21 protein-coding genes, 1 tRNA gene and 1 pseudogene are annotated in these 24,575 nt (G+C 34.8%); 15 read left to right on the forward strand and 8 right to left on the reverse strand.

Going from position 1 to position 24,575, the window contains the following annotated elements; all coding sequences use genetic code 11:
- Positions 1-44: 44 nt before the first annotated feature.
- The 5 genes from TZ01_RS00135 (at position 45) to TZ01_RS00150 (ending at position 4,227) form a co-directional block, all read left to right on the forward strand.
- Positions 45-365, forward strand: coding sequence for a winged helix-turn-helix domain-containing protein (locus TZ01_RS00135; RefSeq protein WP_048100795.1), 321 nt, complete (start codon positions 45-47; stop codon positions 363-365).
- Between the two features lie 91 nt (positions 366-456).
- A complete protein-coding gene (locus TZ01_RS00140) occupies positions 457-1,275 on the forward strand; it encodes a hypothetical protein (protein ID WP_048100796.1) in 819 nt (272 codons plus the stop codon).
- 84 nt (positions 1,276-1,359) lie between these two features.
- Positions 1,360-1,623, forward strand: a complete 264-nt coding sequence (locus tag TZ01_RS09335) for an IS200/IS605 family accessory protein TnpB-related protein (protein ID WP_255350860.1) — start codon at positions 1,360-1,362, stop codon at positions 1,621-1,623.
- 333 nt (positions 1,624-1,956) lie between these two features.
- Positions 1,957-3,786, forward strand: coding sequence for a tetraether lipid synthase Tes (tes, locus tag TZ01_RS00145; protein ID WP_236688994.1), 1,830 nt, complete (start codon positions 1,957-1,959; stop codon positions 3,784-3,786).
- Positions 3,787-3,822: 36 nt separating this feature from the next.
- Positions 3,823-4,227 (forward strand): archease, encoded by a 405-nt coding sequence (locus TZ01_RS00150; protein ID WP_048100797.1) that lies wholly within the window; start codon positions 3,823-3,825, stop codon positions 4,225-4,227.
- A 30-nt stretch (positions 4,228-4,257) separates the two neighbouring features.
- Here the strand turns inward: TZ01_RS00150 and leuS are convergent, their stop codons facing one another.
- Positions 4,258-6,966, reverse strand: a complete 2,709-nt coding sequence (gene leuS / locus TZ01_RS00155) for a leucine--tRNA ligase (RefSeq protein WP_048100798.1) — start codon at positions 6,964-6,966, stop codon at positions 4,258-4,260.
- A gap of 4 nt (positions 6,967-6,970) precedes the next feature.
- Positions 6,971-7,510 (reverse strand): pyruvoyl-dependent arginine decarboxylase, encoded by a 540-nt coding sequence (locus TZ01_RS00160; protein WP_048100799.1) that lies wholly within the window; start codon positions 7,508-7,510, stop codon positions 6,971-6,973.
- A 149-nt stretch (positions 7,511-7,659) separates the two neighbouring features.
- On the opposite strand from TZ01_RS00160, the gene TZ01_RS00165 reads away from it, so the two are divergent.
- The 6 genes from TZ01_RS00165 (at position 7,660) to TZ01_RS00195 (ending at position 16,673) form a co-directional block, all read left to right on the forward strand.
- The gene (locus TZ01_RS00165) at positions 7,660-10,365 is read left to right on the forward strand and encodes a DEAD/DEAH box helicase (RefSeq protein ID WP_048100800.1); all 2,706 of its coding nucleotides are present in this window, start codon (positions 7,660-7,662) and stop codon (positions 10,363-10,365) included.
- 330 nt (positions 10,366-10,695) lie between these two features.
- The gene (locus tag TZ01_RS00170; protein WP_048100801.1) at positions 10,696-11,595 is read left to right on the forward strand and encodes an ABC transporter ATP-binding protein; all 900 of its coding nucleotides are present in this window, start codon (positions 10,696-10,698) and stop codon (positions 11,593-11,595) included.
- Between the two features lie 3 nt (positions 11,596-11,598).
- Positions 11,599-13,089 carry an ABC transporter permease subunit gene (locus TZ01_RS00175; RefSeq protein WP_048100802.1) on the forward strand — a complete coding sequence of 497 codons (1,491 nt, stop codon included), beginning with the start codon at positions 11,599-11,601 and terminating at the stop codon, positions 13,087-13,089.
- Between the two features lie 800 nt (positions 13,090-13,889).
- Positions 13,890-14,543, forward strand: coding sequence for a hypothetical protein (locus TZ01_RS00185; RefSeq protein ID WP_048100804.1), 654 nt, complete (start codon positions 13,890-13,892; stop codon positions 14,541-14,543).
- 138 nt (positions 14,544-14,681) lie between these two features.
- A complete protein-coding gene (locus TZ01_RS00190; protein ID WP_048100805.1) occupies positions 14,682-15,440 on the forward strand; it encodes a sulfite exporter TauE/SafE family protein in 759 nt (252 codons plus the stop codon).
- Positions 15,441-15,449: 9 nt separating this feature from the next.
- Complete coding sequence (locus tag TZ01_RS00195) at positions 15,450-16,673, forward strand: MFS transporter (protein ID WP_048100806.1); 1,224 nt, start codon at positions 15,450-15,452, stop codon at positions 16,671-16,673.
- A 312-nt stretch (positions 16,674-16,985) separates the two neighbouring features.
- Here TZ01_RS00195 and TZ01_RS09810 read toward each other — a convergent pair.
- The 5 genes and pseudogenes from TZ01_RS09810 to psmA form a co-directional block, all read right to left on the reverse strand.
- Positions 16,986-17,771 (reverse strand): annotated as a pseudogene (locus TZ01_RS09810) (IS256 family transposase).
- A gap of 23 nt (positions 17,772-17,794) precedes the next feature.
- A complete protein-coding gene (locus TZ01_RS00205) occupies positions 17,795-18,463 on the reverse strand; it encodes a tyrosine-type recombinase/integrase (RefSeq protein WP_048100807.1) in 669 nt (222 codons plus the stop codon).
- A 42-nt stretch (positions 18,464-18,505) separates the two neighbouring features.
- A tRNA-Glu gene (locus TZ01_RS00210) sits at positions 18,506-18,580 on the reverse strand.
- Positions 18,581-18,643: 63 nt separating this feature from the next.
- On the reverse strand, positions 18,644-19,918 hold the full coding sequence (locus tag TZ01_RS00215) for an adenylosuccinate synthase (protein ID WP_048100808.1): 1,275 nt from the start codon (positions 19,916-19,918) through the stop codon (positions 18,644-18,646).
- Positions 19,919-19,999: 81 nt separating this feature from the next.
- Complete coding sequence (gene psmA, locus TZ01_RS00220; protein ID WP_048100809.1) at positions 20,000-20,704, reverse strand: archaeal proteasome endopeptidase complex subunit alpha; 705 nt, start codon at positions 20,702-20,704, stop codon at positions 20,000-20,002.
- A gap of 184 nt (positions 20,705-20,888) precedes the next feature.
- Here psmA and TZ01_RS00225 point away from each other — a divergent pair, with 184 nt between their 5' ends.
- The 4 genes from TZ01_RS00225 to TZ01_RS00240 all read left to right on the forward strand — a co-directional run bounded on the left by TZ01_RS00225 (position 20,889) and on the right by TZ01_RS00240 (position 23,468).
- The gene (locus TZ01_RS00225; protein WP_048100810.1) at positions 20,889-21,710 is read left to right on the forward strand and encodes a TatD family hydrolase; all 822 of its coding nucleotides are present in this window, start codon (positions 20,889-20,891) and stop codon (positions 21,708-21,710) included.
- 67 nt (positions 21,711-21,777) lie between these two features.
- Positions 21,778-22,464 carry a hypothetical protein gene (locus tag TZ01_RS00230; RefSeq protein WP_048100811.1) on the forward strand — a complete coding sequence of 229 codons (687 nt, stop codon included), beginning with the start codon at positions 21,778-21,780 and terminating at the stop codon, positions 22,462-22,464.
- 21 nt (positions 22,465-22,485) lie between these two features.
- Positions 22,486-22,671, forward strand: coding sequence for a hypothetical protein (locus TZ01_RS00235; protein ID WP_048100812.1), 186 nt, complete (start codon positions 22,486-22,488; stop codon positions 22,669-22,671).
- Positions 22,672-22,679: 8 nt separating this feature from the next.
- Positions 22,680-23,468 carry a glycosyltransferase gene (locus TZ01_RS00240; RefSeq protein WP_048100813.1) on the forward strand — a complete coding sequence of 263 codons (789 nt, stop codon included), beginning with the start codon at positions 22,680-22,682 and terminating at the stop codon, positions 23,466-23,468.
- A gap of 6 nt (positions 23,469-23,474) precedes the next feature.
- Here the strand turns inward: TZ01_RS00240 and TZ01_RS00245 are convergent, their stop codons facing one another.
- The gene (locus TZ01_RS00245) at positions 23,475-24,548 is read right to left on the reverse strand and encodes a tRNA (cytidine(56)-2'-O)-methyltransferase (protein WP_048100814.1); all 1,074 of its coding nucleotides are present in this window, start codon (positions 24,546-24,548) and stop codon (positions 23,475-23,477) included.
- Positions 24,549-24,575 lie beyond the last annotated feature (27 nt).

Below are 24,575 nucleotides of genomic sequence, written 5' to 3' on the forward strand. Positions count from 1 at the left end.
TTTATAAATAAACAGTATATATATAATTGTAGGGTGAAAAAGATATGGAAACAATTGAAAAGGAGTCCATGAAAGTTATAGACCCTGAAACAAAAAAAGTTGTTGTTTTAAGGACTTATATGGGGAGGCCACCCAAATTAAGCAAAAAAGACATGGAAACCTTAAGACATTGCATTGAAAATCAGAAGATATGCAACGTCAAGGAGGTTCAGGAATATATCAAGGAGAAATTTAACGTCTCATATTCCTCCAAGGAGGTTCGTGAAATTCTTAAAAAATTCAATCTTAATTACTATCCCTTATTAAGAAAATACACATATGAAAGCTACTACAATGAAATGATCAACAGAAAATTTGAATTTTAATTCTTTTATATTTTTTTAATAAAAAAATTCATTCTGCATTCAAAATATTTTTATATGCGTTTAGTCTTATTTATTGTCACCGTGAGTTATCATGAAAGATGAAATGGATTCTTTACTGGCCAATGTATTAAATTATTCAAAAAAAATGAAGCTTAATGTTTATTATTCAATAGATGTGGACATAGTCATAAGCTTTGAATGGGATAAACGTATGGGTAACTGGAAAAATTTCCTTGATACATGCAGGGCCAATAATGTTCATTCAATTGTCCTTTCAGTTAAGAGATTCCAGGATGAGGATATAGATCTGGAATATACACAGGAGAAGAAACTTTTTAATAAAATTGCTGAACTGGATATAATGTATATAGTTAATGATGTGGGTTATAAATATCATGAGGAGGCTCCAGAATTTACAGAATTAAATACATTTAGTCTTGATGACCTGCTTGAGGACACTGATGAGAAAAAGGTATTGCCATTAAACAAGGAGGTAAATGAAAAATCTGTAGACACGCTGACACAGGAAATGCTAAAGTACATTAATGATGATTTAAATGGATATGCCCATTATAATATGGACGATGCCATTAAATCATTTTGGCAGTATAAAGGAATTAATCTTGATTTCTGGGTGGAACCAGAAATAAAAAATAAGATAGACAAGGTAAATAAAAATGTTAAGAAGGTTATAGAAAAGGAGGATAGCAAGAAAGAAAGACAGAAACTTTATAATATGATACCCGACCTTCTTGAAAAATTATTTGAAAAAAACAAGTCAAACATAACACTGGATGATGTTAAGGATTACCTGTCAGAACAAAATGTTAAGGTAAAATATAAAATAAATATAACCTCACTTTACAGGCAGGTGCTTAAGGCTGTAAAATTAAACAATGGAAAGCAATAAATATAATTTAATATTTTCATGTTTATTTTTTGAACTTTATGCATATTATGAATAATTTCAATAATTATCTATATTATTGATACAATAGCTATAGGCCATAATGAAGAATCGAAACAAAATGTAAATCTTAGCAAAAAGGACAACCAGAACTTTGTTCAAATACCATTTAACATGCTTATAAATCAGATACAATATAAAGTTAAAGAACACAACATAAATATAATCATACATGAGGAATTATACACATCTAAATGCCAATTTTTAGACGGTGAAAGCATTGAAAAGCATGAAACATATTTAGGCAAAAGAATAAAGAGAGGAGTATTCGGTCTGCTAATGAGGCATTAATACATGCTGACCTGCAGGCTTCATCCAACATTATAAAAAAGCAAATTCCCGAAGCATTTGACTGGCTCGGGGGGTATTGGGTTATATCCAGGAAGTTTAAGCATCAAAGAGATGATAACTTCTAAAGAGGTTTGTTAACATGGTTAACATAAATCGTAACCTAATTAGCTTTTAAGGATACTATTGTTACAAAATAAAATTATTTTAATATTTAAAGGGAATTTTTGTAATTCCAAAAGCTACTTAGCAATATTCATTATTAGCAAAAAATAAGACAAAAGATATATATGTATATGTTTGCTTAACTAAATTAGTTCAAAAGGTGAATTAAAAATGGTTATGGCAGAAGAGAGAAAAAATCTCGAGGTTAGACTGTCAAGTAATTTCGAGATAAGCAAGAACGCTCCATTCAAAACAGTGGATGAATTCTTAAGTGAGATGGGGCATTTAATCACCGACGATATGCTTGTATTAAGAGTAACTGAAAGTCTTTGCCCAATATGTGCAGATGAGGAGAAATTTGATCAGATGAGAATACCCGCAATAGTTTATGAGGAGGGCGGTGAGGTTAATTTAATAAAGGAATGCCCCGAACATGGTATTACCAAGGAAAAATACTGGGAAGACTATGATATGTATGTTGAGGCAAGCAAATATCAGGATAAGGAAGGGACAAAAATACTTAATCCAAACGTTGCGGTTTATGCAGATAAGATTATATGTCCAACACACTGCGGATTATGTGTTAAGCATAAATCACATACAGGATTGGGAAATGTTGTTATAACAAACAGATGTGATTTATCATGCTGGTACTGCTTCTTCTATGCAAAGGAGAATGAGCCAATATATGAGCCATCACTTGACCAGATAAGATTAATGCTAAGAAGAATGAGAAACGAGAAACCTGTTGGTGCAAATGCTGTTCAGATAACAGGTGGGGAACCAACATTAAGGGACGATATAATTGACGTCATAAGAATAGCCAGAGAGGAGGGTTACGAGCATGTGCAGATGAACACCAACAGTGTAAGGGCAGCCTATGATCCAGACTTTGTTAAGAGGGCAAGGGAGGCCGGATCAAATGTCGTTTATACAAGTTTCGACGGTCCAACCCCGAGATCAAACCCCAAAAACTTCTGGGAAATACCAATGGCCCTTGAAAATTATAAAAAGGCGCCCATGGGTGTTGTTCTTGTACCCACAGTCATTGGTGGAATAAATGATATGTATCTTGGTGATATGATTAAATTTGCCGTATCAAACATAGATGTCGTAAGGGGTGTTAACTTCCAGCCAGTGAGCCTTGTGGGCAGGATGTCCGACCGTGCAAGGGCAAGGCAGAGAATAACCATACCAGGCGCAATCAAGAAAATAGAACAGCAGCTTGATGGCCAGATAGGCAGGGAAGACTTCTTTACTGTGCCGGCAACAACAGAGGTATCAAACTTCATAGAGGCATTAAAAGGCCACCCAACATACAAATTATCAATACACTTTGCCTGCGGTATGGGTACCTACGTATTCGTTGATAACGGGAAGATTATACCCGTAACAAGGTTCGTGGATGTCAAGGGTATGTTTGAATATCTTTCAGAATTAGGAGAGGATATAAAGTACTCAAAATGGAAAACAGCAAAGAAGGCAGAATCAGTAACAAAACTGTTATTACATCTTAAAAAATTCGTTGATTATGAAAAGGCTCCAAAGGATTTCAAATTAAAGGATATGGTTTACAATGCCTTTACAGAGGGCGATTACCATGGTTTAAAGGCATTCCACTACAAGTCCCTATTCATAGGATTCATGCATTTCCAGGATCCATACACATATGACGTTGATAGAGTGGAAAGATGTGATATACATTATGCAATGCCTGATGGAAGGGTCATACCATTCTGCGCATTCAATGTAATACCAGAGCTTTACAGGGATTCAACACAGAGGAAGTATTCAATACCTGCAGATGTATACCAGGAAAAGACAGGTATAAACCTGAAGAAGGACAAATATTTCAGAAAATACACAGTTGAGGAAAAGAAGAACATAATAAGGTTCTATGAAAAGAGCATCGGAAGGAACCTAAGACCAGAGGAAATAGGTCTTGACCTTGACAAGGATGAAATACCCATGATCTCATCAGTAAACCCTGGTGAGGAATAAATTTATTATTTTTGTTTTATTGTACTTTTAACTTCTATGAGATACAGGCTTTTAAAGGATACTGGAGATCTTAAGATTAAGGTTTATGGTAGAACCTATACAGAAATATTTAATAATGCAGTTTATGCCATGTCAATGTCTATTATTAAAGTTCATAATCCTAAAATTGAGGTGGAAAAAAATATAGAGTTACATACTAACAATTATGAAAGCCTCCTCATAAATCTTCTTAATGATGTTCTATTTTATTTTGAAACTCAGGATACATTATTTTTTAATTCTAAATTAAACGTTGATGATTTTTATGGTGTCACCGGCAAATTACTGGGAATGCACATTCCAGAAAAGGTAAATTATGAATATATAATTAAGGCAGCAACATACCATGACCTTGAAATCATGCCTGATAAAAACCATGCAATAATAGTTTTTGATATTTAAATTTCCAGCTTTAAAAAATATGGATTATAATTAAAATATTTTAATAAGTGGCCTTCCCGGCCATGGATTTTTAACCCCAATTGAATCGCTCCTTTCAACTTTAATTTTTAATCCTGTGGATCTGCCAATGTAATCAATGTTGTCCATGAGTATTTTATATTCATCCAGATACCTATCAGATATTCTGTTCTTATTTTTAATGTAATCTTTTATCATTATTTTGTATGTGTCTTCAACAGTCTTACTATTAAACATTTTCAGAAACATTATTTGTTTTTCACCATATACTGTAATTAAAACATTTTCTCCCTGGTTTTTTATGACACGGTAAATCTCCTTTATGTCCGATATTACATTTTCAACATATTTTTCTGACTCAATAATATTATAATCGATCCTATCTTCTATGTTAATGTCAAGCCTTTCACCGCTCACAAATGTATTCTTAACGTATCTATGCCAGTATTCCTCGCATGAATATGGTATTACAGGACTCATTATTATAAGCCAGTCGTGCATAATTTTTTTAAGAGCAATATTAACATCAGCATTTCTATTTTCAACGTTTTTTAAATCATTCATTACACTGTAAAACACTGATATGTATGCATCCCTTATCTTCATTGATTCCATGTATTCCAGAAACTCCTTTACATGTAAATAAAACGATGAATAAAACCATCTGTATATGTAATCATCAGAGTCCTCTGGATTTGTGTATTTTTCAAATAAATTAAGAAAGTTTTCGTACCGCTTATATACAGATGATAAATCCTTCTCGTTCCAGTCAAGCATTGATGAGACATCGGCACCAACTGCAATAAACAGCCTGTAAAGATCTGCTGAGTACCTCTGTGTGATTTGCAGAAGAGATATAACGTTGCCCTTGCTTTTAGATATTTTTGCACCGTTTGATATTACTATGCCTGAAAACATTAGACCGCCTGGTAGATATTTTCCACTGAATATTGCCGCGTGGTTCATTATAAAGAATGAGAGGTGGTTTGAAATATGTGGTGGTGCTGTAATTCTAAGATCATTTCCATACCAGTAATTAAACTGTCTTCTGGCAGCTTCTGCCTTTCCCTTTACATAATCATCATATTTTTCAAGGTTTATATTTTTATTAAGATAAACATAATCTATTATGTCATCAGGGATATCTCCAAGATGATCATAAATACCACGCATTTCCCTGGCATTTGTATATGTAACCATATATATTGTCGAATCGGATAAGGACTCTATAACCCATCTCTCATCAAATGGAAGTTTTGTACCTATGCCACGCCTTCTAGCACAGGGTCTTTCCCTTAGCCAGTCTATGGCATCGTTCATTATCTTCCTGTACATTTCTGGATAAAATTTCATCGAGTTAATTAGGTCATGGGCCCTCTCCTTAAGCCAGTCCTGTGAATAGTCTATGAACCACTGGTCTCTTATAACAGCAACTATAACCTTGGAGCCTGATCTTGTCACCGCCTTCCTGCTGGTTTCGTAGAATATTAGTCCAAGTCCTGTGCTTATAAGATCATTTTTAATTATTTCCCTGCCCTCATTTACGGTTAAACCCGTGTATTTTCCAGAATTAATCAGTTTTCCATTGTAAAATTCCTCCTTATATAATTCCTGTGTGGCATCCTTTAATTTTTCATCATTTTCCATTAAACCATACTTTTCAACAAGGCTCTCGACATTTATGCTTCCAGGTGTTTCCACAACCTTTTTTATGTCCATATTTAATTTATTCCTTTTAAAATAAACATAGTCAAATATGGAATGTCCGGGAACAGAATAAACAACGCCGGTGCCATTATCTGGGTCCACAAATACTGCAGGGAAAACGGGAACCATGGCATTATATAAAGGAACCTTAAATTTTCTATTTAAGATCTCTCTGTTTTCAACATCTCTTATATATTTTACGTTATCGTGCTGAAGTGAAAATTTGACATAGCCCTCGTATGTAAGTACAATATTTTTATTTTCATAATTCATTTCAACATATCTGGCATCAGGATTTATCCATATATTTGTAACCCCGAAAAGGGTTTCTGGTCTTAATGAGGCTGCAAGCAGATCAAAATCATTGCCCTTGAATAACACACCTGTAAATTCCTCTATGCTAACCTTATCGGTATCACCATCCTTAATATCATCCTCGCCAACAGCATTTTCATCCTTAATACTGTAAAGTATGGGGTAATTTCCCTTTTTTATTAATCCAAGCTCATTAAGCTTGTTAAACTGCCATCTGACAATGCACTGATAAAAATTATCAGCAGATGTAAATTTTCTTGTCCAGTCTATTGAATAGCCAAGATCCGAAAAATCTTTTATTATCACCTTTGAAAAGTAATCAGCTATATTTTTTGGGTCCTTAAATGATTCTATTATATTATCTATATCTTCCTTACTTTCATATTCTGAAAGATAGCTCCTATAAAGTTTTAATGTATCAGGGTCATTGTTTGCAAGCCTTTCTGCAAATGCAAGAATTGGGGTGCCACTTTCATGAAACCCCATTGGAAAAAGCACATTATACCCCATCAGCCTTTTATATCTTGCAACTATATCACCAAGGGTATAGGTTCTTCCATGCCCAACATGGAGCGACCCATTTGTATACGGCCATGGTACGGTTACAAAAAACTTTTTTAAATTCTCATTTACCTCAGGTTCGAAAACCCTATTTTTATACCATTCCTCACGCCATTTCTTTTCTATAGATGCATCCATATTCCTACACCACTAAAACTGCAGCAGCTATCACCGTTGCCCACTCATCAGGTTTTAAAACAACAGTGGTTGCCGCGATATTTTTTGTAGTTAATATCTTATCATCAAGAACATACTCATTCTTTTTATCATCCCATTTTAAATGGTCATCAAGGCCCATGGTGCTGGCCAGCATTTCAGCTGCAAGTTTTTCAGCAAAATGGCCAGCCTCATTTTCTGTCTGCCCAAAGGTGTGGTGCTCGCTTAAATATCCCCATTTCCCCCTGTCTGACGGTACTGCAACACCAATTGCGGCAGATATCATCCTGTTTAATTCGTTTGACGAATTTCTCGCAAGCACTGTAAATAAAATCTGACCGTAGGATAGAAGTTTCAGCCCCTCAGATTTATCGACTATTTCAGCATATGGTGGTAATATTGAACTTACACTAACTATATTAAAGGGGGCTATACCAGCATCCCTTAGGGCGTTTTCAAATGATTGAAGCTGTGTTTCACCGCGACCTATTCCTCTTGTAAAAAATAATTTCTTTGGCAATAGCATAGGGGTATATTATTATTTATTTAAAATATTTATTGAAATTTGGTCCTGATTGTATTATAATGCAATAGTTTTAAATTCTTTAATATTTATGTTCCTTTTTGCATCAAAATTATAATATTTTAAATAATATTACAGCATTTATAAAAGAAATGTCCCTTTCTCTGAAAAATGTTTTTGCCTTATTAAATCCGAAATTAAAAGAAAGTTTAATAAAAAACGGTATAGAAGAGCCCACAGAGGCCCAGAGAATTGCCATACCTGAAATACTAAAAGGAAATAATATATTATTAATATCACCCACAGGGTCTGGTAAGACAGAGGCCGCCCTGCTCCCTGTTATTGACCGGATATTTAGGGAGAGGCCAGAACCCATATCACTTTTGTATATAACACCCTTAAGGGCATTAAACAGGGATATGCTGTCAAGGCTGTATACATACTGCGATAATCTAAACATAAAGGTTCAGGTACGGCATAGCGATATAACCCAGTCACAGCGTGATGAAATCTCAAAAAGTCCTGGAAATATATTAATAACAACACCAGAATCATTACAGTTAATGATGTCCGGAAAAAAACTACGGGGCCATTTAAAAAATGTAAAGTTTGTTATAATTGACGAGGTTCATGAAATGGCCCAGAATGAACGTGGGTCACAATTCTCAATAGCCATGGAAAGGTTGAAGTCAATAGCAGGGAAAATCCAGATAATAGGCTTATCGGCAACTGTAAAAAACGAGGATGAACTTTCCAAATTTATTGCACCTGAGGGAAATATCAAGATTTTGAAACCATCAATAAATAAAAAAATGGATATATCAGTGATTTATCCAGAACCTACAGACCCTGAAATTTCGGAAAAAATGGGATGCGACCCCCAGTATGCAGGCTGTATATCTGAAATATATCATATAGTTGAAAAAAACCGTGGCACTATTGTGTTTGTTAACAGGAGATATGTTGCAGAGGACATGGCGTTCAGGCTATCATTGTGGATCAATCATCCGGATTTGGAGGTTCATCATGGTTCATTATCAAAGGAAAGCAGGGAAACTGCAGAAATGGATTTTAAAACCAATAAGATCAGGGGCATAATATGCACATCATCGCTGGAACTTGGCATAGATATTGGAACCGCTGATGTTGTTGCACAGTTTAATTCACCAAGACAGATAAATAAAATGGTCCAGCGTATTGGGAGATCAGGGCATTCACTTGAAAAAACCTCACGGGGCATTATAGTATGCAATGACACAATAGAACTCGAGGAGGCCGTGGCCATTGTTGATAACATTAACAGCGGCAATCTTGAAAATGTAATGATCAGGAAAAATTCCCTTTCGACGGTTGCAAATCAGATTATGCTCGAACTGAATTATGCCAAAAAGATCAAATATCAGGATTTTTACAACATAATAAAAAGGGCATATCCATTCTGGGAACTGTCCTTTGAAGAATACTATTCTGTTATCGAGCTTTTAAACCGTACAAAAAAATTGATAATAGACGGGGAGTACATAATAAAAAGATATTCAATTTTAAAATATTATATTGAAAATATCTCAATGATACCCAGCGATAAAACATACAGTGTAATAGATACAGTTAATAAAAAATTCATAGGAACACTGGATGAAAAATATGTTGTAAATGAAATTGAACCAGGGTCCTTTTTTATCATACGGGGTGCAACATGGAGGACAATTCGTATTCAGGATGGCAAAATATATGTTGAACCATTTCCAACTGCTGCCATAGCCCCTCACTGGACTGGAGAGGAAATACCAGTTTTGTTTGAAACCACATCAAGGGTATCAGAAAATAGAAAGAATCATGAAATTCCCGGATTCATAAATAAAAGAGGTGCTGATGCACTTTTGAACTGGTATAAAAACGATATAGCATCACTGGATAAAATAATAATAGAATCATATGCTGGAGAAATAATAATCCAGATTCTTCTGGGAAGCCTTGGAAATTTTACACTTGGCGAGATATTATCCGGAATATTAACATCGGTTACTGGTGAGAGCGTCGAAATGGACTACTCACCATATCATATTTATATTAAGGTTTCAAGGAACATTGCACCATCTGATATTGAAAAAATTATTGAAAATATAGATATTAACAACATTGATGGATATATTAAATCATCTGCGAGAAGGTCAAGGTTCTTTAATAATGTTTTTTTATACGAGGCAAGAAAGTTTGGAATAATAACAAATGACGCTGATATAGGCAGGGTAAGGTTTGAAAAAATTGTTGATGCATATTTTAATACGCCATTATATGAGGATTCCATGAGAAAACTTATTTTTGATTACATGGACATAAATGCTGTTACCGAATATTTAAATGGAATAAAAGGCGTGAAATTCATACTAAGGGATAAAATATCCGAATCATCGAATATATTTTTATCCCATTATTCTGAAAGGATCATGCCACTAAAGCCCACCAAGACAATACTTGAATCAATTAAAAACAGATTATTAAATGAAGAGGTTATACTTTTATGCACATCATGCGGTAATAAAAGAACATTAAAAATTAGGGACATAAGGGATATAAAATGCCCTGTATGCCATTCACATCTTGTTGCATCGGTATCAAAATTCGATGAGGATTCAATAAAAAATATCGATGATCCGTTAATTAAAAAAAGGATAATAAAGAACGCGCATCTTGTAAGGGAACGTGGTCTTACCGCAATTATGGTCATGGCTGCAAGGGGGGTTGGACCTGATACAGCCTCAAGAATACTTGAGGTTTCATACCTCAATGAGGAGGATTTGATTAAGAGGCTCCTCAAGGCGGAAACCGATTTTGCCAAAAACAGGCAGTACTGGTAATATATGATGCATGGCATTAATCCTCCCTGATTGATTGACCTGCCAGCCCTAACATGGTTATATTAATATTTCTGGGTGCTGGCATTCATTGCAACGGATTAAATCCTATTAAATCTTTATATTTACCTCCCGGAATTGAATCCCTAATTTAGGTGCACTATTATTTCTGCTATAATGTTACTGGCAAATGCCATTTAAATATCTTAACGCCAGAAATTCATTAAAATCATAAATTTATTTATATATTGACCTGTGATTTTCTTACAATATACACATTATATTATGTCATTTTTATGCAAATATTTAAATATTTTTAACCATTGCTTTGCTATGATTAATCTTAGGGAATTCAGCAAATCCTACAATCAATTTATGGCTGTAAGCAATTTAACACTTGAGATTAAAAACGGTGAGATCATGGGATTTGCTGGGCTTAATGGTGCGGGCAAAACCACCACCATAAGGGCAATATCCGGATTAATATTCCCAACCGGCGGTTCCATCGAGGTTGATGGCCACAATATTGTAAATGATAAGGTTATGGCATCGATGCAGATAGGTTTGGTTCCAGAATTTCCAAATTTTGAACTGGACGCCAAACCGTTGCAGCTGCTTAAGTATTATGCAGGTTTTTATGGAATTAATTCTGCAGATGCTGAGAAAAGGGCAATAGAATTGTTAAAGAAGCTTGGTATTTACCAGTATGCAGACAAAAAATTAAAGATGTATTCACAGGGGATGAAAAAAAGATTCTCCATAGCATCGGCGCTTATTGGCGATCCCAATAATTATCTTTTTGATGAGACGTTAAACGGCCTGGACCCACAGGGGGTAAAGGATGTAAGGGATTTAATGCTAAGCCTCAAAAAGGAGGGCAAATGTGTGTTCCTATCATCCCATATACTTACTGAGCTGCAGAACGTCGCAGACAGAATCGCAATCATTAAACAGGGCAGGCTTATTAAAATACTGGAAAGGGACGATCTGGCCAATCTTGGGAATACTGTAATAAAGATTGGAATAAGGAATCCAGATAATAATATTAACAGTGTTCTAAAGGGCTATGGTGATGTAATTTTCGAGAATTCATTTTATTTTATAAGAAACGCATCAAAAAATCTTGATACATCTGAGATTAACAGCGAACTTGTAAAGTCCGGTTACAGGGTTTTTTATATATCCAGGGAAAGCGAGGCCCTGGAGGAATATTTCTTAAAGGCGGTGAACTAATACATGAAACCGTTTATTTACGATATAAAAAGAACATTAACAGGAAAATTCACGATAATTATCATAATATTATTAATAATTGTCACGGCACTCTCAGCATACACGGCAGTTTCCGTCACTTCCAGCAGGGACCCATCAGGAACCTCAATTGTTATGCCCTCAATCAGTTCAAAAAATGGCAATCTAACCATAACGGAATATGCTGTAAATGGCTATGGAAATCCTGTTTCTGGATTAACCACGCATGCTTATATATACAATTATACATCATCTCCAAAGAGCATCAATCCCATGGAGATTACAGGAAAAACAAATGCAAATGGTTATTTCAATAAAACAATTAAAAATTCCTTTGATGCATGCGTTGTATTAAACCTTACCGCATATTACGATCACGGGGTGGCAGAACCCGGGCAGGTTTATCATTTAACATATAACAGTACCAGCAATCAACAATATTTTACTGGTTATATTCCTAACAGCCCGGATTTTGCACTAAATTATTTTAATAATAAAGGAAACTTTACATATTTACTTGCCATTCAAAATAAAAGTGATATTTCACAAACGGGTTATCTGGTTTATACACCTGTTAATTACAATATCAATGTTAATGTTTATTATAATATTACGTCTGAGCCATATTACAGCAGCACCCTAAATATGAAAAATGTAACATCTTACAAAACAATTGCAAAGCATATAGATTTTATAAACATTCCGGTTAGTAAAACAGATCAGGATAAATTTGTAAACGTTTACATAGTAAACAGCACAAAAAATGTAATTTTAAACACCAATTATGAATATGTAAATATTAAACCAGGCGCAATACTGAACAGCGAATTATCAACATTTTTTGGTATTTTATTTATACCGATACTTGGTATATTCTCTGCATATTATTATTACAGCAGGGATAAAATGTCAGGCGTTATGGAATCAATACTTGTCAGACCTGTAACACGCGGTAAATTATTCATTTCGAGATTTTCTGGCAATGCAATAAGCTTTATCGCCGGACTTCTTATCGCACTTGGCGTGGCCGATATAATACTGTACAAATATACCGGGTCATTTATCTCTTCAGGCACATTTATGGATTTGTTTGCCGGATATCTTGTTGAGGCAGTGGGCTTTGCCGGCCTAATGTATCTTGTATCACAGTTCATTAAAACGCAGGGGCAGGTCCTTGGAGTGGGCATTGCCTTTTTATTTATACTTGGATTCATGTGGTCAACATTAATATTATTAATACCGCTTATTCTTCATATTTCTGCAGCATCATCATTTTATAGGGATGAATTAATACTTGGTTCAATATCCCCGGCATATTACCCACAACTTATAACGGCATTTAAATCAGGGGTCTATGATGGCATTTCAGCACCCTCACTTGGGATTAATATAATAAGCGTAATAGCGGTTGGCCTCATATGGGTACTTATACCATCTGCCCTTGCATTATATTTCGCAAGAAAACATGATAACTAATTACACATATATGCTCCGGCCGGGATTGGTATCAAAAGGGTCATATTACTCCACTTTTAGCATAAGAGGGTATATAAAGAAAATTAAAATAAGCATAATAATATATTTCTGAAAACCAGATCGCATGCCTGATAGAATCCTCATACCCTCCATGACCATAGAGCCATCTACCCTCCTAGTTTTTAATTCTCCATCACCAGTATAGCATAATTTACCTTCTAAGATTTACATCAGCCTCAACTCGCTTATTATGAGGTCATAAAGGCATATCAGATGTGGTCTATGCCTCCGGATCCAAAGTCGGTGAAATAATCAAGGGCGATGAAGAGGATAACGAAGGCAATGGCCATGATGGCCAGGACTATGGGTACGTGAAGGAGCGTTTAATAAAGAGCTATAAGCTTTTAATATGTCAGACTTCGCTTGTATATCGACAGAAGGATGATGATAGTAAATAGGCCTATGCTAATTTTGCCTTCAGATCACCGATCTTTTCATACTTCACTAGGAGATATTTTGTACTATCCATTGCATTTACTGTTATTTTATTCTAGAAATGCCTGTATCTCTCTCCCCATGAGAGATTCCATGAACTTCTTTACCGTCGATCCGGCTTATTCAGATATCTTTGTCGGGACATTCCATTTCTTATTGCCTCCTTTGGACACAGAGGTGTCATCCTTACTTTTTTCATGAATTTTTTATGATCTTTCAACGATCTCCTTACACAAAATTCTGGACACTATCGTGAGACATCCTACAACAAATATTATTATATCGATTTTTAATACATATATAATATGGGGGAAGCCAATAAAAAGCTAAAAATAACCAGAAAGGGCAATATTAAGAATGATGTAATTAATATTTTAAATGAAAATAATACCTTTAAATGGATGATTAATACAGGAGTGGTTAATTACAATTCATTATCACGTATAATTAGGGATGAGATAAAAAAGAAGTATAATTATTGCCCTAAAATCAATACAATTTCAACAATTATAAGGAAAAATTATATTATAAATAAACAAAAAAATCCAGATAATCCTTTTTCTGAGATGAAAATTAATATTATTACAGGGCTTTCACTTCTATCATGTAATTATGACATTAATACAATGGCGGCATATTTTCCGTATTCCCGTGCAATTCGTATAATACCAGAAAACAACAGCATGTGGATTATGATTTCTGGGGAAACTCCGGAAAATGTTATAAAGTCATATCCTGGAAATCTGTATGGTGATTTTATTGAAATTAATATTACATTAAACGGTAATAAAATAAATGAAGATTCAATACAAAGATTTATGGAGACCCTATCATTTAATTATATAAACGTGTCTCAACTTATGATATCAAATGATGGTTTTGAATTATTTATCAGTGCAAGATATCTTAACAAAGTTTTGCAACTTATTGAAACCATAAGGTCTGCTAAACATTTTTAACTTTATTATTATATAAATTTTCTTATAATTTCGATGTAATATGCGGTATTGTGTTCTACATTATAATCTTATATGAGAATATATTAAATAATAAATCCTAAAAGAGATTATTTAAATACTAAAATTCTATATATAATTATGTTTGCATTCTATGTTGAATTCATTTTACTGGGAATAACGGTGGGTGCATTAACTGGCATTCTCGGTTCGAGTGGCGTTGTAGCCGTAGTGCCTGCATTAATAATAATAAATTCTGAATTGCCGCAGGATGCTATTGGTACGAGCCTACTTATAGATGTTATCACGTCAATTATGGTTGCATATGTATATTTCAGGAGGGGTAGAGTAAACGTAAAGAAGGGCCTGCCCATGATTATTGGTGCAATCATAGGTTCCCAGCTCGGTGTCAGGTTGGCCTTCTTAATTCCACCTCTGGCCATAAAAATAGCATTTGCCCTGTTTATAATAGCTATGGGTATTTATTCGTTAATCAGGAAAAAAAATTTACCGGAAAAGGAAAAGCAAGAAAAGAGGAATTTAAATATTAATGGATACGAGATAGTTTTAATAACAATTCCTGTGGGACTGGCTACAGGCATTCTAGGGGCTAGCGGTGGAATAATGTTTCTTGTTATATCAATATTAATACTGAAACTGGATATCAAAACAGCAGTTGGAACTGCTACGTTTGCAATGATAATCTCTGCTCTCTCCGGCACAGTGGGTTACCTTATTGTTGGTCATATAATAATCCTGGCTGCTATTATTATAGGAATTGTATCCATAATATCCGGATTTGTATTTTCCAGGATCGGGAATGACTTAAACCCTTTGACTACTTATAAAATCCTCGGAGTTGTTTTTATAATAATAGGGATAGTCCAGATAATTTTGTGAGGGTTGATTATGAATAATAAAGAATATAAATGGATTGCTCTTTTTATAATGAGCGTCTCAGAATTAATGGTTATGAGTTTATGGTTCAGTGCATCTGCTATTGCACCTGAACTTGCAACTATCTGGGATATTTCTGGAATAGGAACACTTCTTGTAACATTAATGGTACAGTTTGGTTTCGTAGCAGGTGCTCTTATCAGTGCATCTTTTGGACTTGCAGATAAGATTAACCCAAGAAAATTGTTTTCTTTTTCAGCAACCGTTAGTGCTATGTTAACAATCATGTTTGTTTTTCTATACCATTACTTTTTTATTGAAATGATTCTAATGTTTTTAACAGGTATTATGATGGCTGGCATTTATCCCGTGGCTGTTTTAATAGTATCAAGCTGGTTTCCGACGAGGCGCGGATTGGCTCTTGGCATTGTTATAGCCGGGCTTACATTTGGTTCTGCACTACCACATATAATACTGAATTTGCCATTTATTAGAGAATGGAAAGCATTGCTGGAGTTTTCATCACTATTATCGATCTTGGGAGGAGTCCTGGTTTTTTTGGTTCTACATGATAATAAAAAATATATAAATGCACCTAAATTTAAATGGGATACAATCAACCTGATAATCAGAAATAAACCGGTAATGCTTGCAAATTATGGTTATTTTGGACATATGTGGGAGCTTTATGCCATGTGGACCTGGATTCCCGTATTTATCTTTTCAAGTTTTGCTTTTTATTATTCTGGAAGCAAATTATTATTCATGGCAGGTATTGTTTCATTTTTAATTATTGGTGTATCCGGTGCTATAGGGTCCATACTTGGTGGAATCATATCGGATAGAATCGGAAGAACTTTATCAACGTCCCTATATATGGGTGTAAGTGGGACCTCTGCAGTATTGATCGGATTAACGTATCATGCTTTACCATTTATAACAATAATTGTAGGAATTGTCTGGGGAATAACTGTGATAGCAGATTCGGCACAATTTTCAACAGCAGTTACAGAATTGAGCAGCGATAAAATTAGGGGTAGCGCATTAACATTTCAGATGGCAATAGGATTCTTAATAACAGTTGGTTCTATTTATGTTATAAATATATTAAGAACAACTATTGGATGGCACTGGGCTTTTTCAATTCTATCAATAGGACCATTACTGGGAATAATTTCCATGATAAGGCTCAGATACAAAAATGAATCTTTGTTAATGTGCAATGGTAAAAAATAATTTCAATAATTTTTTGTTGATTTTTAGTGCTATAGCCAAATAATAATCTGAAGTTATATTAAGTGCATTGATGTGGTCTGATGCAAATTTTACCAGCGATACAGGTTATTTCTCAATTAAATTTGATAATATCCACCATCTTGGAAAAATGGATATAGTGTAACACGTATATTTATAACAGTTAAATACGGTAAACTTTTCGTAGTGTCTCAGATTTTATGTATGCTCAAGGATACCTCCTCTGGAACATGTCCGTTATGGCGTCCTGGCATTTATAGAATCCCTTTATAGATTGGAGAGACCATTTTTCGTTTAATACGCTATACTGAGGTATATTATTTTCATTGCGCTCTCTTCCGATGGAAGTGAATCGATTATCTTTATCCTTCTACGTATCTCACTGTTCATCCTCTCGATTATGTTCGTTGAATGTATTGATCTTCTTATGGATTCAGGATATTCGTAGTATTTTAGTAGCGATCCTAAATTCTTCTCCATGCTGTATACTGCTTTCGGATATTTAGAGGACCATTTATTCTTGAATTCATCAAATCTTTTTCTCGCTTCTTCCTTCGATTCGGATAAGAATATCTCCTTTAGATCGGAATCGATGTCATTCCTGTCCGATGTCCTGACATGCTATAGGAAGTTTCTCGACGTATGTATTGTGCAGAGTTGAAAGTTAGATCTTGGATAAAGCTGTTTTATCTGTTCTTCTATACCGGGTAAACCATCAGCTACGAATAATAGAGGTTTTTCAACACCATGTTCGTGCAGATCGATAAGAACGTTCCTGTAGGCGATATGATTCTCTACCGGATTGATGTAAAAACCTAAAATTTCGTAATGTCTGTATTCGTCTATGCCCATGGCGAATATCGTACATTCCTTTTGTACTGTATCTCTTCGAAGAGAAAAGAACATGGCATCCATGAATATCGCTATGTACATTTTGTTGAGCGATCTCCCCTTCCATTTCTCTATCTCCGGCATCGTTATGTCTGTTATTCTCGATATAGTGGATCTGCTATATTTGCTGTGAAAGACTTCGTCAAGTATCTCAGCCATCTTCCTTGTCGATATGCCTTTTGAATACATCGATAGTATGAGGTCTTCTATCCCTATGAATCTCTAATACTCTCCGAACAAGGTATGGAACTCATCATCACGATCCCTGGGTACTTTAAGTTCTTCGACCCTTCCTCTATGTTCAGAGTGGCGTACAGGCCATCGGAGCTCCTCTGGAAGTCCTTGACCTTCAGTTTGAGGATTTCAGAAACCCTTATTCCACTATCCCACAGGAGTGAAATTATGGCCTTGTCCCTTGAATTCTTACAGGCATTGAGGAGAGATTGAAGCTCATCGTATGTTATCATCTGATCTGCTGCACTGTATCTGCTCTTCACCTTCTCCGCATGAATATCCTTCCAGAACTTAGGCAGTTCGCCGTCGTTCACGTATCTGACGAACTTTTTAAGCACCTTTTTGAAATCCGATATCGTGGATGGAGAATACGAGGCATGCCTCATGGTTGCCCGATCCCACAGTTCAGAAATTGCGTTGAGAACGTCCTGCTTGGATGGATTGAGAATCTTTTCTTCCAATATCTCAGAGAGGATGAGCAATCTCTCGTAATAAAAATACTGCCTGTGCTCCTTTATGCCTGATCCCTCTCGCAATACTTCCACGAACTCGAATATCTTGTCCTTAACGTTATCCGACAAATCAGAATTTTTCAGCCTCTGCTTTACTTTTTCTAGGTTCTGTTTTACATGATAGATCGGTTCCATGAATATGTTAAGAAATGGAGTAATATTAACCTAATGGATTTATGCTCCGATCGGGATTTGAACCCGAGTCATCGGCTCGAAAGGCCGGAATGCTTGGCCGGACTACACCATCGGAGCTTTTTATCTATTAATGATTTAATAAAAATCATTAAAATGTGAAAGACAATTGCATTATATTAATTAAATATTTTCTTTTATAAGTGTCATTTTTCTATCCTCGCCAAGTGATATAATGCCTATTTTTATTCCCGTTTCATTCTCTATAAACTCAAGATATTTTTTAAGATTTTCTGGCAGGGCATTATAACCCTCGTTTATTATTTTTTCAGCATCAAGATCCCCCCAGCCATCAAATTCCACATATTTAACCTCAATATTGTCAAAGTCAGAAAGGTTTTTTGGATAATAATTAATTTCCCTGCCATTCAAAATATATGATGTGGCAACTTTTATTTTTTTAAGCTTCCCAAGTATATCTGTTTTTGTTATTGCAAGGCAGTCCACATCATTAAGCATGGACGTGTATTTTAACAATGGTATATCCAGCCATCCAACCCTTCTAGGCCTGCCAGTTGTTGTTCCATACTCATTTCCAAGATCCCTTAATGTTGAATCATTTAATATCTCCGTTGGAAACGGGCCTGAACCAACCTTTGATTGATATGCCTTAAAAACACCAATGACCTTGTTAACCTTTCTAAAAGAGAAACCAGACCCTGCAGATAGTGCACCGGATATTGTATTTGAGGATGTGACAAATGGGTAAATGCCAAAATCAATATCAAGCATGCCACCCTGTGCGCCCTCAAAAAGTATGTTTTTTCCAGTTTTATATTCATTATTTATTAGCTCCTCGGTATAATCCACATATTTTATTATTTCCGTGCCCAGATTATAAAGGTTCATTGCAAGTTTATCCCTTTCATTCTCATCATTAAATTTTGAATCCCTTAAAAGTTCCCTTTTCATTTTATAAATGGTTTCAATTTTTTGTTTTATTATATTTATATCAGAAAGATCAATAATCCTTATTCCGGTTCTTGCATATTTATCCTCATATGTTGGGCCTATTCCCATGGATGTGGTGCCTATATTTAATTTTGATCTGACGGATTCCTCCTTTTTGTCAAGGCATTTATGCATTTCTGTTACAACATGGGCGTTCATGCTTATTTTAATATTTATATCCCTATTTGAATCCTTTAATATTTTAATCTCTGATAATAATTCATCAGGGTCTATAACCATGCCATTCCCCAGTATTACTGTTTTTGCCTGAAGTGCACCGGATGGTATTAAATGGAACTTATATTTTTTTCCAGATATTACAACGGTATGCCCGGCGTTTGCGCCGCCATTAAATCTCACGACATCGTCATATGAACCGCTTAAAAAATCGGTTATCTTGCCCTTACCCTCATCACCAAACTGAAGACCGAGAATTACGGATATCATTTAAACCTATAACGTATTTTAATCTAGTATAAATTAATTTATTTAATGAAAATTTATTAAAAATAATTTTAAAATTACATTTTAATTTAAATATTTGGATACCTCTTCCGCGCTGTAAACATGGAACTTTTCCCCAACCTTTATTGAGGCTATTTCAGGTTCCTTCATGGAAGAATCGTCTGTAACTGCTGCCTTCAGGGCTGCTATACCCATTTTTATTGCCTCATCAAGAGACATATTATCCTTGTACTCCTTTTCTATATACTCTGTCACAGCATCCTTTCCGGCACCTATTGCAACCGACTTATACTCGTTTATTGTACCTGCAGGGTCGCAGTCAAATAATCTTGGTCCAATTGTATCGGTTCCCGCAAAAATAATTGACACACCATACGGCCTAACACCACCATACTGTGTATACTGCTGCATCTGGTCTGCAACCTTTTTTACAAGGTTCTCTATATTTGTTAATGATCCATAGGTAACCTTTTCCTGCTGGGCACCAATCCTTGCAAAATCTATAAGAACCCTTGCATCCGCAACAAGACCGGATGTCACTGTGGCAACATAATCATCAATCAACTGTATTTTTTCAAGTGAATTTTTTTCAACCAGCCTGCTTCTTATCTTTTTTTCTGAAAGCAGGACTACTCCATCCTTGAATTTAATACCCAATGCTGTGGAACCTTTTTTTACTGCCTCTCTTGCATACTCTACCTGAAATAATCTCCCGTCTGGAGAAAATACTGTAATAGCCCTATCATAGGCCATCTGACCTTGCTGCATTTATTCACCTCTTCCTTAATTATTTTAATCAATTATAAGTTTTTCTTATATTTCCCGCGACACCATTATAATGATGCTTATTATATATTTCAATGATTTATTTAAATTTTGACTGAAAGAAATAAAACTTATTTAAAATCAAATATATTGAAAATAAAAAATAGTGGCTTTTAATAATCAATTCATGCATGTGTCACCCTTCGATAATTTTATGCATATCAGACCTGAGGGCCATTTTCTGGAGGCTGTTAAGAGCTTTAAAAATGCAGGTGGGGCATCATTTAACCTTGTAAATTTCCCTGAGGGTACGTATGGCAAAAATCATTATATTGATTTGTATGAAAAAACTTTAAGGGTTGGAAAAAGTATAAGGAATCTTGGTATTAATATTATAATAACACTTGGTCCATATCCCGCAGATTATCTCCATTTCCAGCAAAAAGAACTGAATCCAGTGGATGAAATGAAGAACGGTATTGATATTGCTGTTAAATTGATAAATGATGGTAAGGCAGATGCACTGGGTGAAATTGGGTACCCGCATTTTAACGTGGATAATTATATTTATGAGGATTCTGAAAAAATTCTGATATATGCCATGGAGAAATGCAGGGATTATGATATACCATTAATAATGCACACCGAGGATATGGATCAGAATAAATATAAAAAACTGGAAAATTTGGCCAGAAAATATTATAGAACAGACAGGGTGTTAAAGCACCATGCAAACCCCCAGGACCTCTCCATTGATAATAGCATTCTAAAATCCCTTGTTGCCTCAAGGCAGAATACAAGGGCTGGTGTTGAATCAAAAAAAGATTTCCTTTTAGAGTCGGATTATACAGATCAGATTGAAAAGCCAGATAAGGTTATACCTCCATACTCTGTGCCCAAAAGGGCAGAAATGATTAAAAATATTTATGATAATTATGAGGATATATTATTTAGAATTTTCAATGAAATACCATATAAATTCTATAAAAAAGATTTCTTTCTTGAATAATGCCATGAGAATTATATAAAATAAAAATCAGTAAATATTTTAATAGAATATAATTACACTAAGTGTTATGATTAATATAAGCAAATATGATAAAATACTTGAGGAATTAAAATCAAACCTCTTCTCTGAGAGAAAAATGAAAAAATTAAATAAAATCAATCCAAATTTTTATAAGGATATACATGAAATTCTTTTGGAGCTTGAGGATGAAAAAAACTCAGTTCTGGCGGATACAGACATTAAAAAATATATGGAGATAACGAAATTAATAGATGATTTAAAGAAAAATTTCAGGGCATTTTTCCAGGTTAGATTTGAGAAAATTGCAAGGTATTCCGTTTATGACATTACTGATGATATAACAGAAAACATGACACCGGAGGAAAAAAATATTATAAATGAAATATCATTAAAACTCAGAGATTATTATCGAGATTTTGCAGATGTAAAAAGGTTCAGGGAGTCAGAAACAGAGAAACCCGAGGAAGAAATTATTAATAAGGAGGAACCGGTACAAGGCATAAACAATATTGAAGAGGCCAAAAAAATTGAAAACCCGGTTGTTAATAAAAGCAATAAGGATGAATTGCTACTGGTTAGAATACTTGAAAATCTGCCCCCAATAGCCCAGCCTGATGGTGATTATTACCTGCATAAAAATGATATTTTATACCTGAACAAAACATTTGCGGAAATTCTGCATAAAAGGGGTGCGCTTTCATATATTAACATTGAAAAAAAGGAAACATTATAAATATTATTTAAATCATACCTTATGGAAAAAATATGTGATGTTGCTGGTTGTAATGAAAAGAGCTTTCAGACAGTTCCTGCAGACCTTGCCAGAAAGGTTTTTTCATTTAAGGAGGATAAAACAAAATACCATTTATGCAAGGCACATTATAAAGAATACAAGAAAAATACTAAGAAGGAAAGGGAAACACAGAGAATGGACTGGTAATTTATATCATGGACGGAATATCTATAGTAATTACAACCCTGAACGAGGAAAGAAACATAGGGGCCCTGCTGGACTCACTTATAATTCAGGAAAGACCCTATGAAATAATTGTTGTTGACTCCAATAGCATTGATTCCACAGCAGATATAATAAGAAGCTACGAAAAAAAAATTGAGAATATAAAATTAATAGAGGCCAGATCCTCCAGGGGCGGTGGAAGAAATATAGGTGTTGAATCTGCAAGGTATGATTACGTATCATTTATAGATGCCGATGCCACAGCTTCTCCCGACTGGATTAAAAATATTAGAAAGTATAAATATAAATACGATGTAATTGCAGGTACCATAATCACTTCCGGAAATAAATGGTACCGTACTGAAAGGTTAAAAATTTATCATAACGGTATAGAGGTTACACACCCATCAGCAAATTTAACCTATTCAAGGGATTTTTTTTTAAAGATGGGCGGTTTCGACCAGAGTTTTATTACTGCAGAGGATATTGACTTAAATATACGGGCGGTTGAATCGGGTGCAAGATGGGCATTCTGCAGGGAATGTATTGTTTATAATAAGGCCAGGGATACCCTTCTAGGATTTATAAATCAGGCGTACTGGAATGGTTATGGAAGGGCACAGCTTTCATTCAAACATAAAAATATAAGGGCGGAATATTTTAGTGAAATAAAAAATATTATTAACCCTATATATTTTTTAAGGAATCTGGCAGGTCTATCAGGTTATATTTATGGAAGGATAAAAATAAATGGAATTCAATACAGTGCCAGTGAATAATTAAGACTATTGTTTTTCAGCATCATCAACATCACGTGCAATTTCATCTATGTCCCTTCCACATATTTTTGATAGCTCATCATTAAGCATTTTTATTCTTTCGGCAGCTTCATAAAGTCCCTTTTCATGATAATTTTGAATTACCCTATCAAGGCTTATAATTCTGTCACTGGCAACAAGATTATCTGCCTGTGCCACAATCTTTTCTTCAATAGTTTCAGGAATGTAATCCTTTTCTGGAATTCCCAGATTTTTAGCCTCTGCTGCGGTAATCCCGGCACCTGTGTGGTGTTCAACAATGTTAATAATTCTATCATCTATATTCTTATCCCTTAAAATCTGTGCACCAATAACTGCATGGTCGATACCATTAGTTTTTGTTCTGCCTATGTCATGAAGTAATGATCCTGCTGCAACAAGGCGTCTGTCTGCATTTGTATACCCTGATATGGCCATGGCAAGTTCATAAACCTTCTTTACGTGCCTTATTATCCTATCACTGGCGTTATTATCATACAGGATCTGAAGAGCCTCCTTTTCATCTGGTATATATTTTACCATTTTACCATGTTCCATTGGTACAATATTAAGCTTTCCATTGAAATTCTTGTGCAGTTCCTTACCGTTAAAATACCTGTCAAGGAAGATGGCAAGGGCCGATACCTCGCTATGTGGCTGATTTGCTATGGCAATATTATAATCTGCAATTAAATATGCATCAATTGGTACTTTTTCTGCACCAACAAGAACTATCATATCCCTGTTTTTTGTTTTTTCCCTTATCTCCTCTATTTTGTCATCAACATTAATACCATACATTGATAGATTTAACCTAATCCCATTAAAATCTCTAAAATATTTTTTCCAGTTAACACCAGAATTTATTTTAAAATCCCCACCGAATCTTGAAACAACGTTGTTGATGTTTTCCTCAAGGAGTTCATCCTTTTCATCTATTACTATTCTATCTGCACCAAATGCCCTTGCAACCAGTGATACATGGGTTGTTATCCTTTTATCCCTGAATGGCCTGTGCCCTATCCTAAGTACTGTAATAGAACCGTGATGTTCTGATTCCATTTATATCACACTCTATAAATATCCAAT

Origin of the sequence: Acidiplasma sp. MBA-1 (assembly GCF_000949015.1) — an archaeon.
Classification (GTDB): domain Archaea; phylum Thermoplasmatota; class Thermoplasmata; order Thermoplasmatales; family Thermoplasmataceae; genus Acidiplasma; species Acidiplasma aeolicum.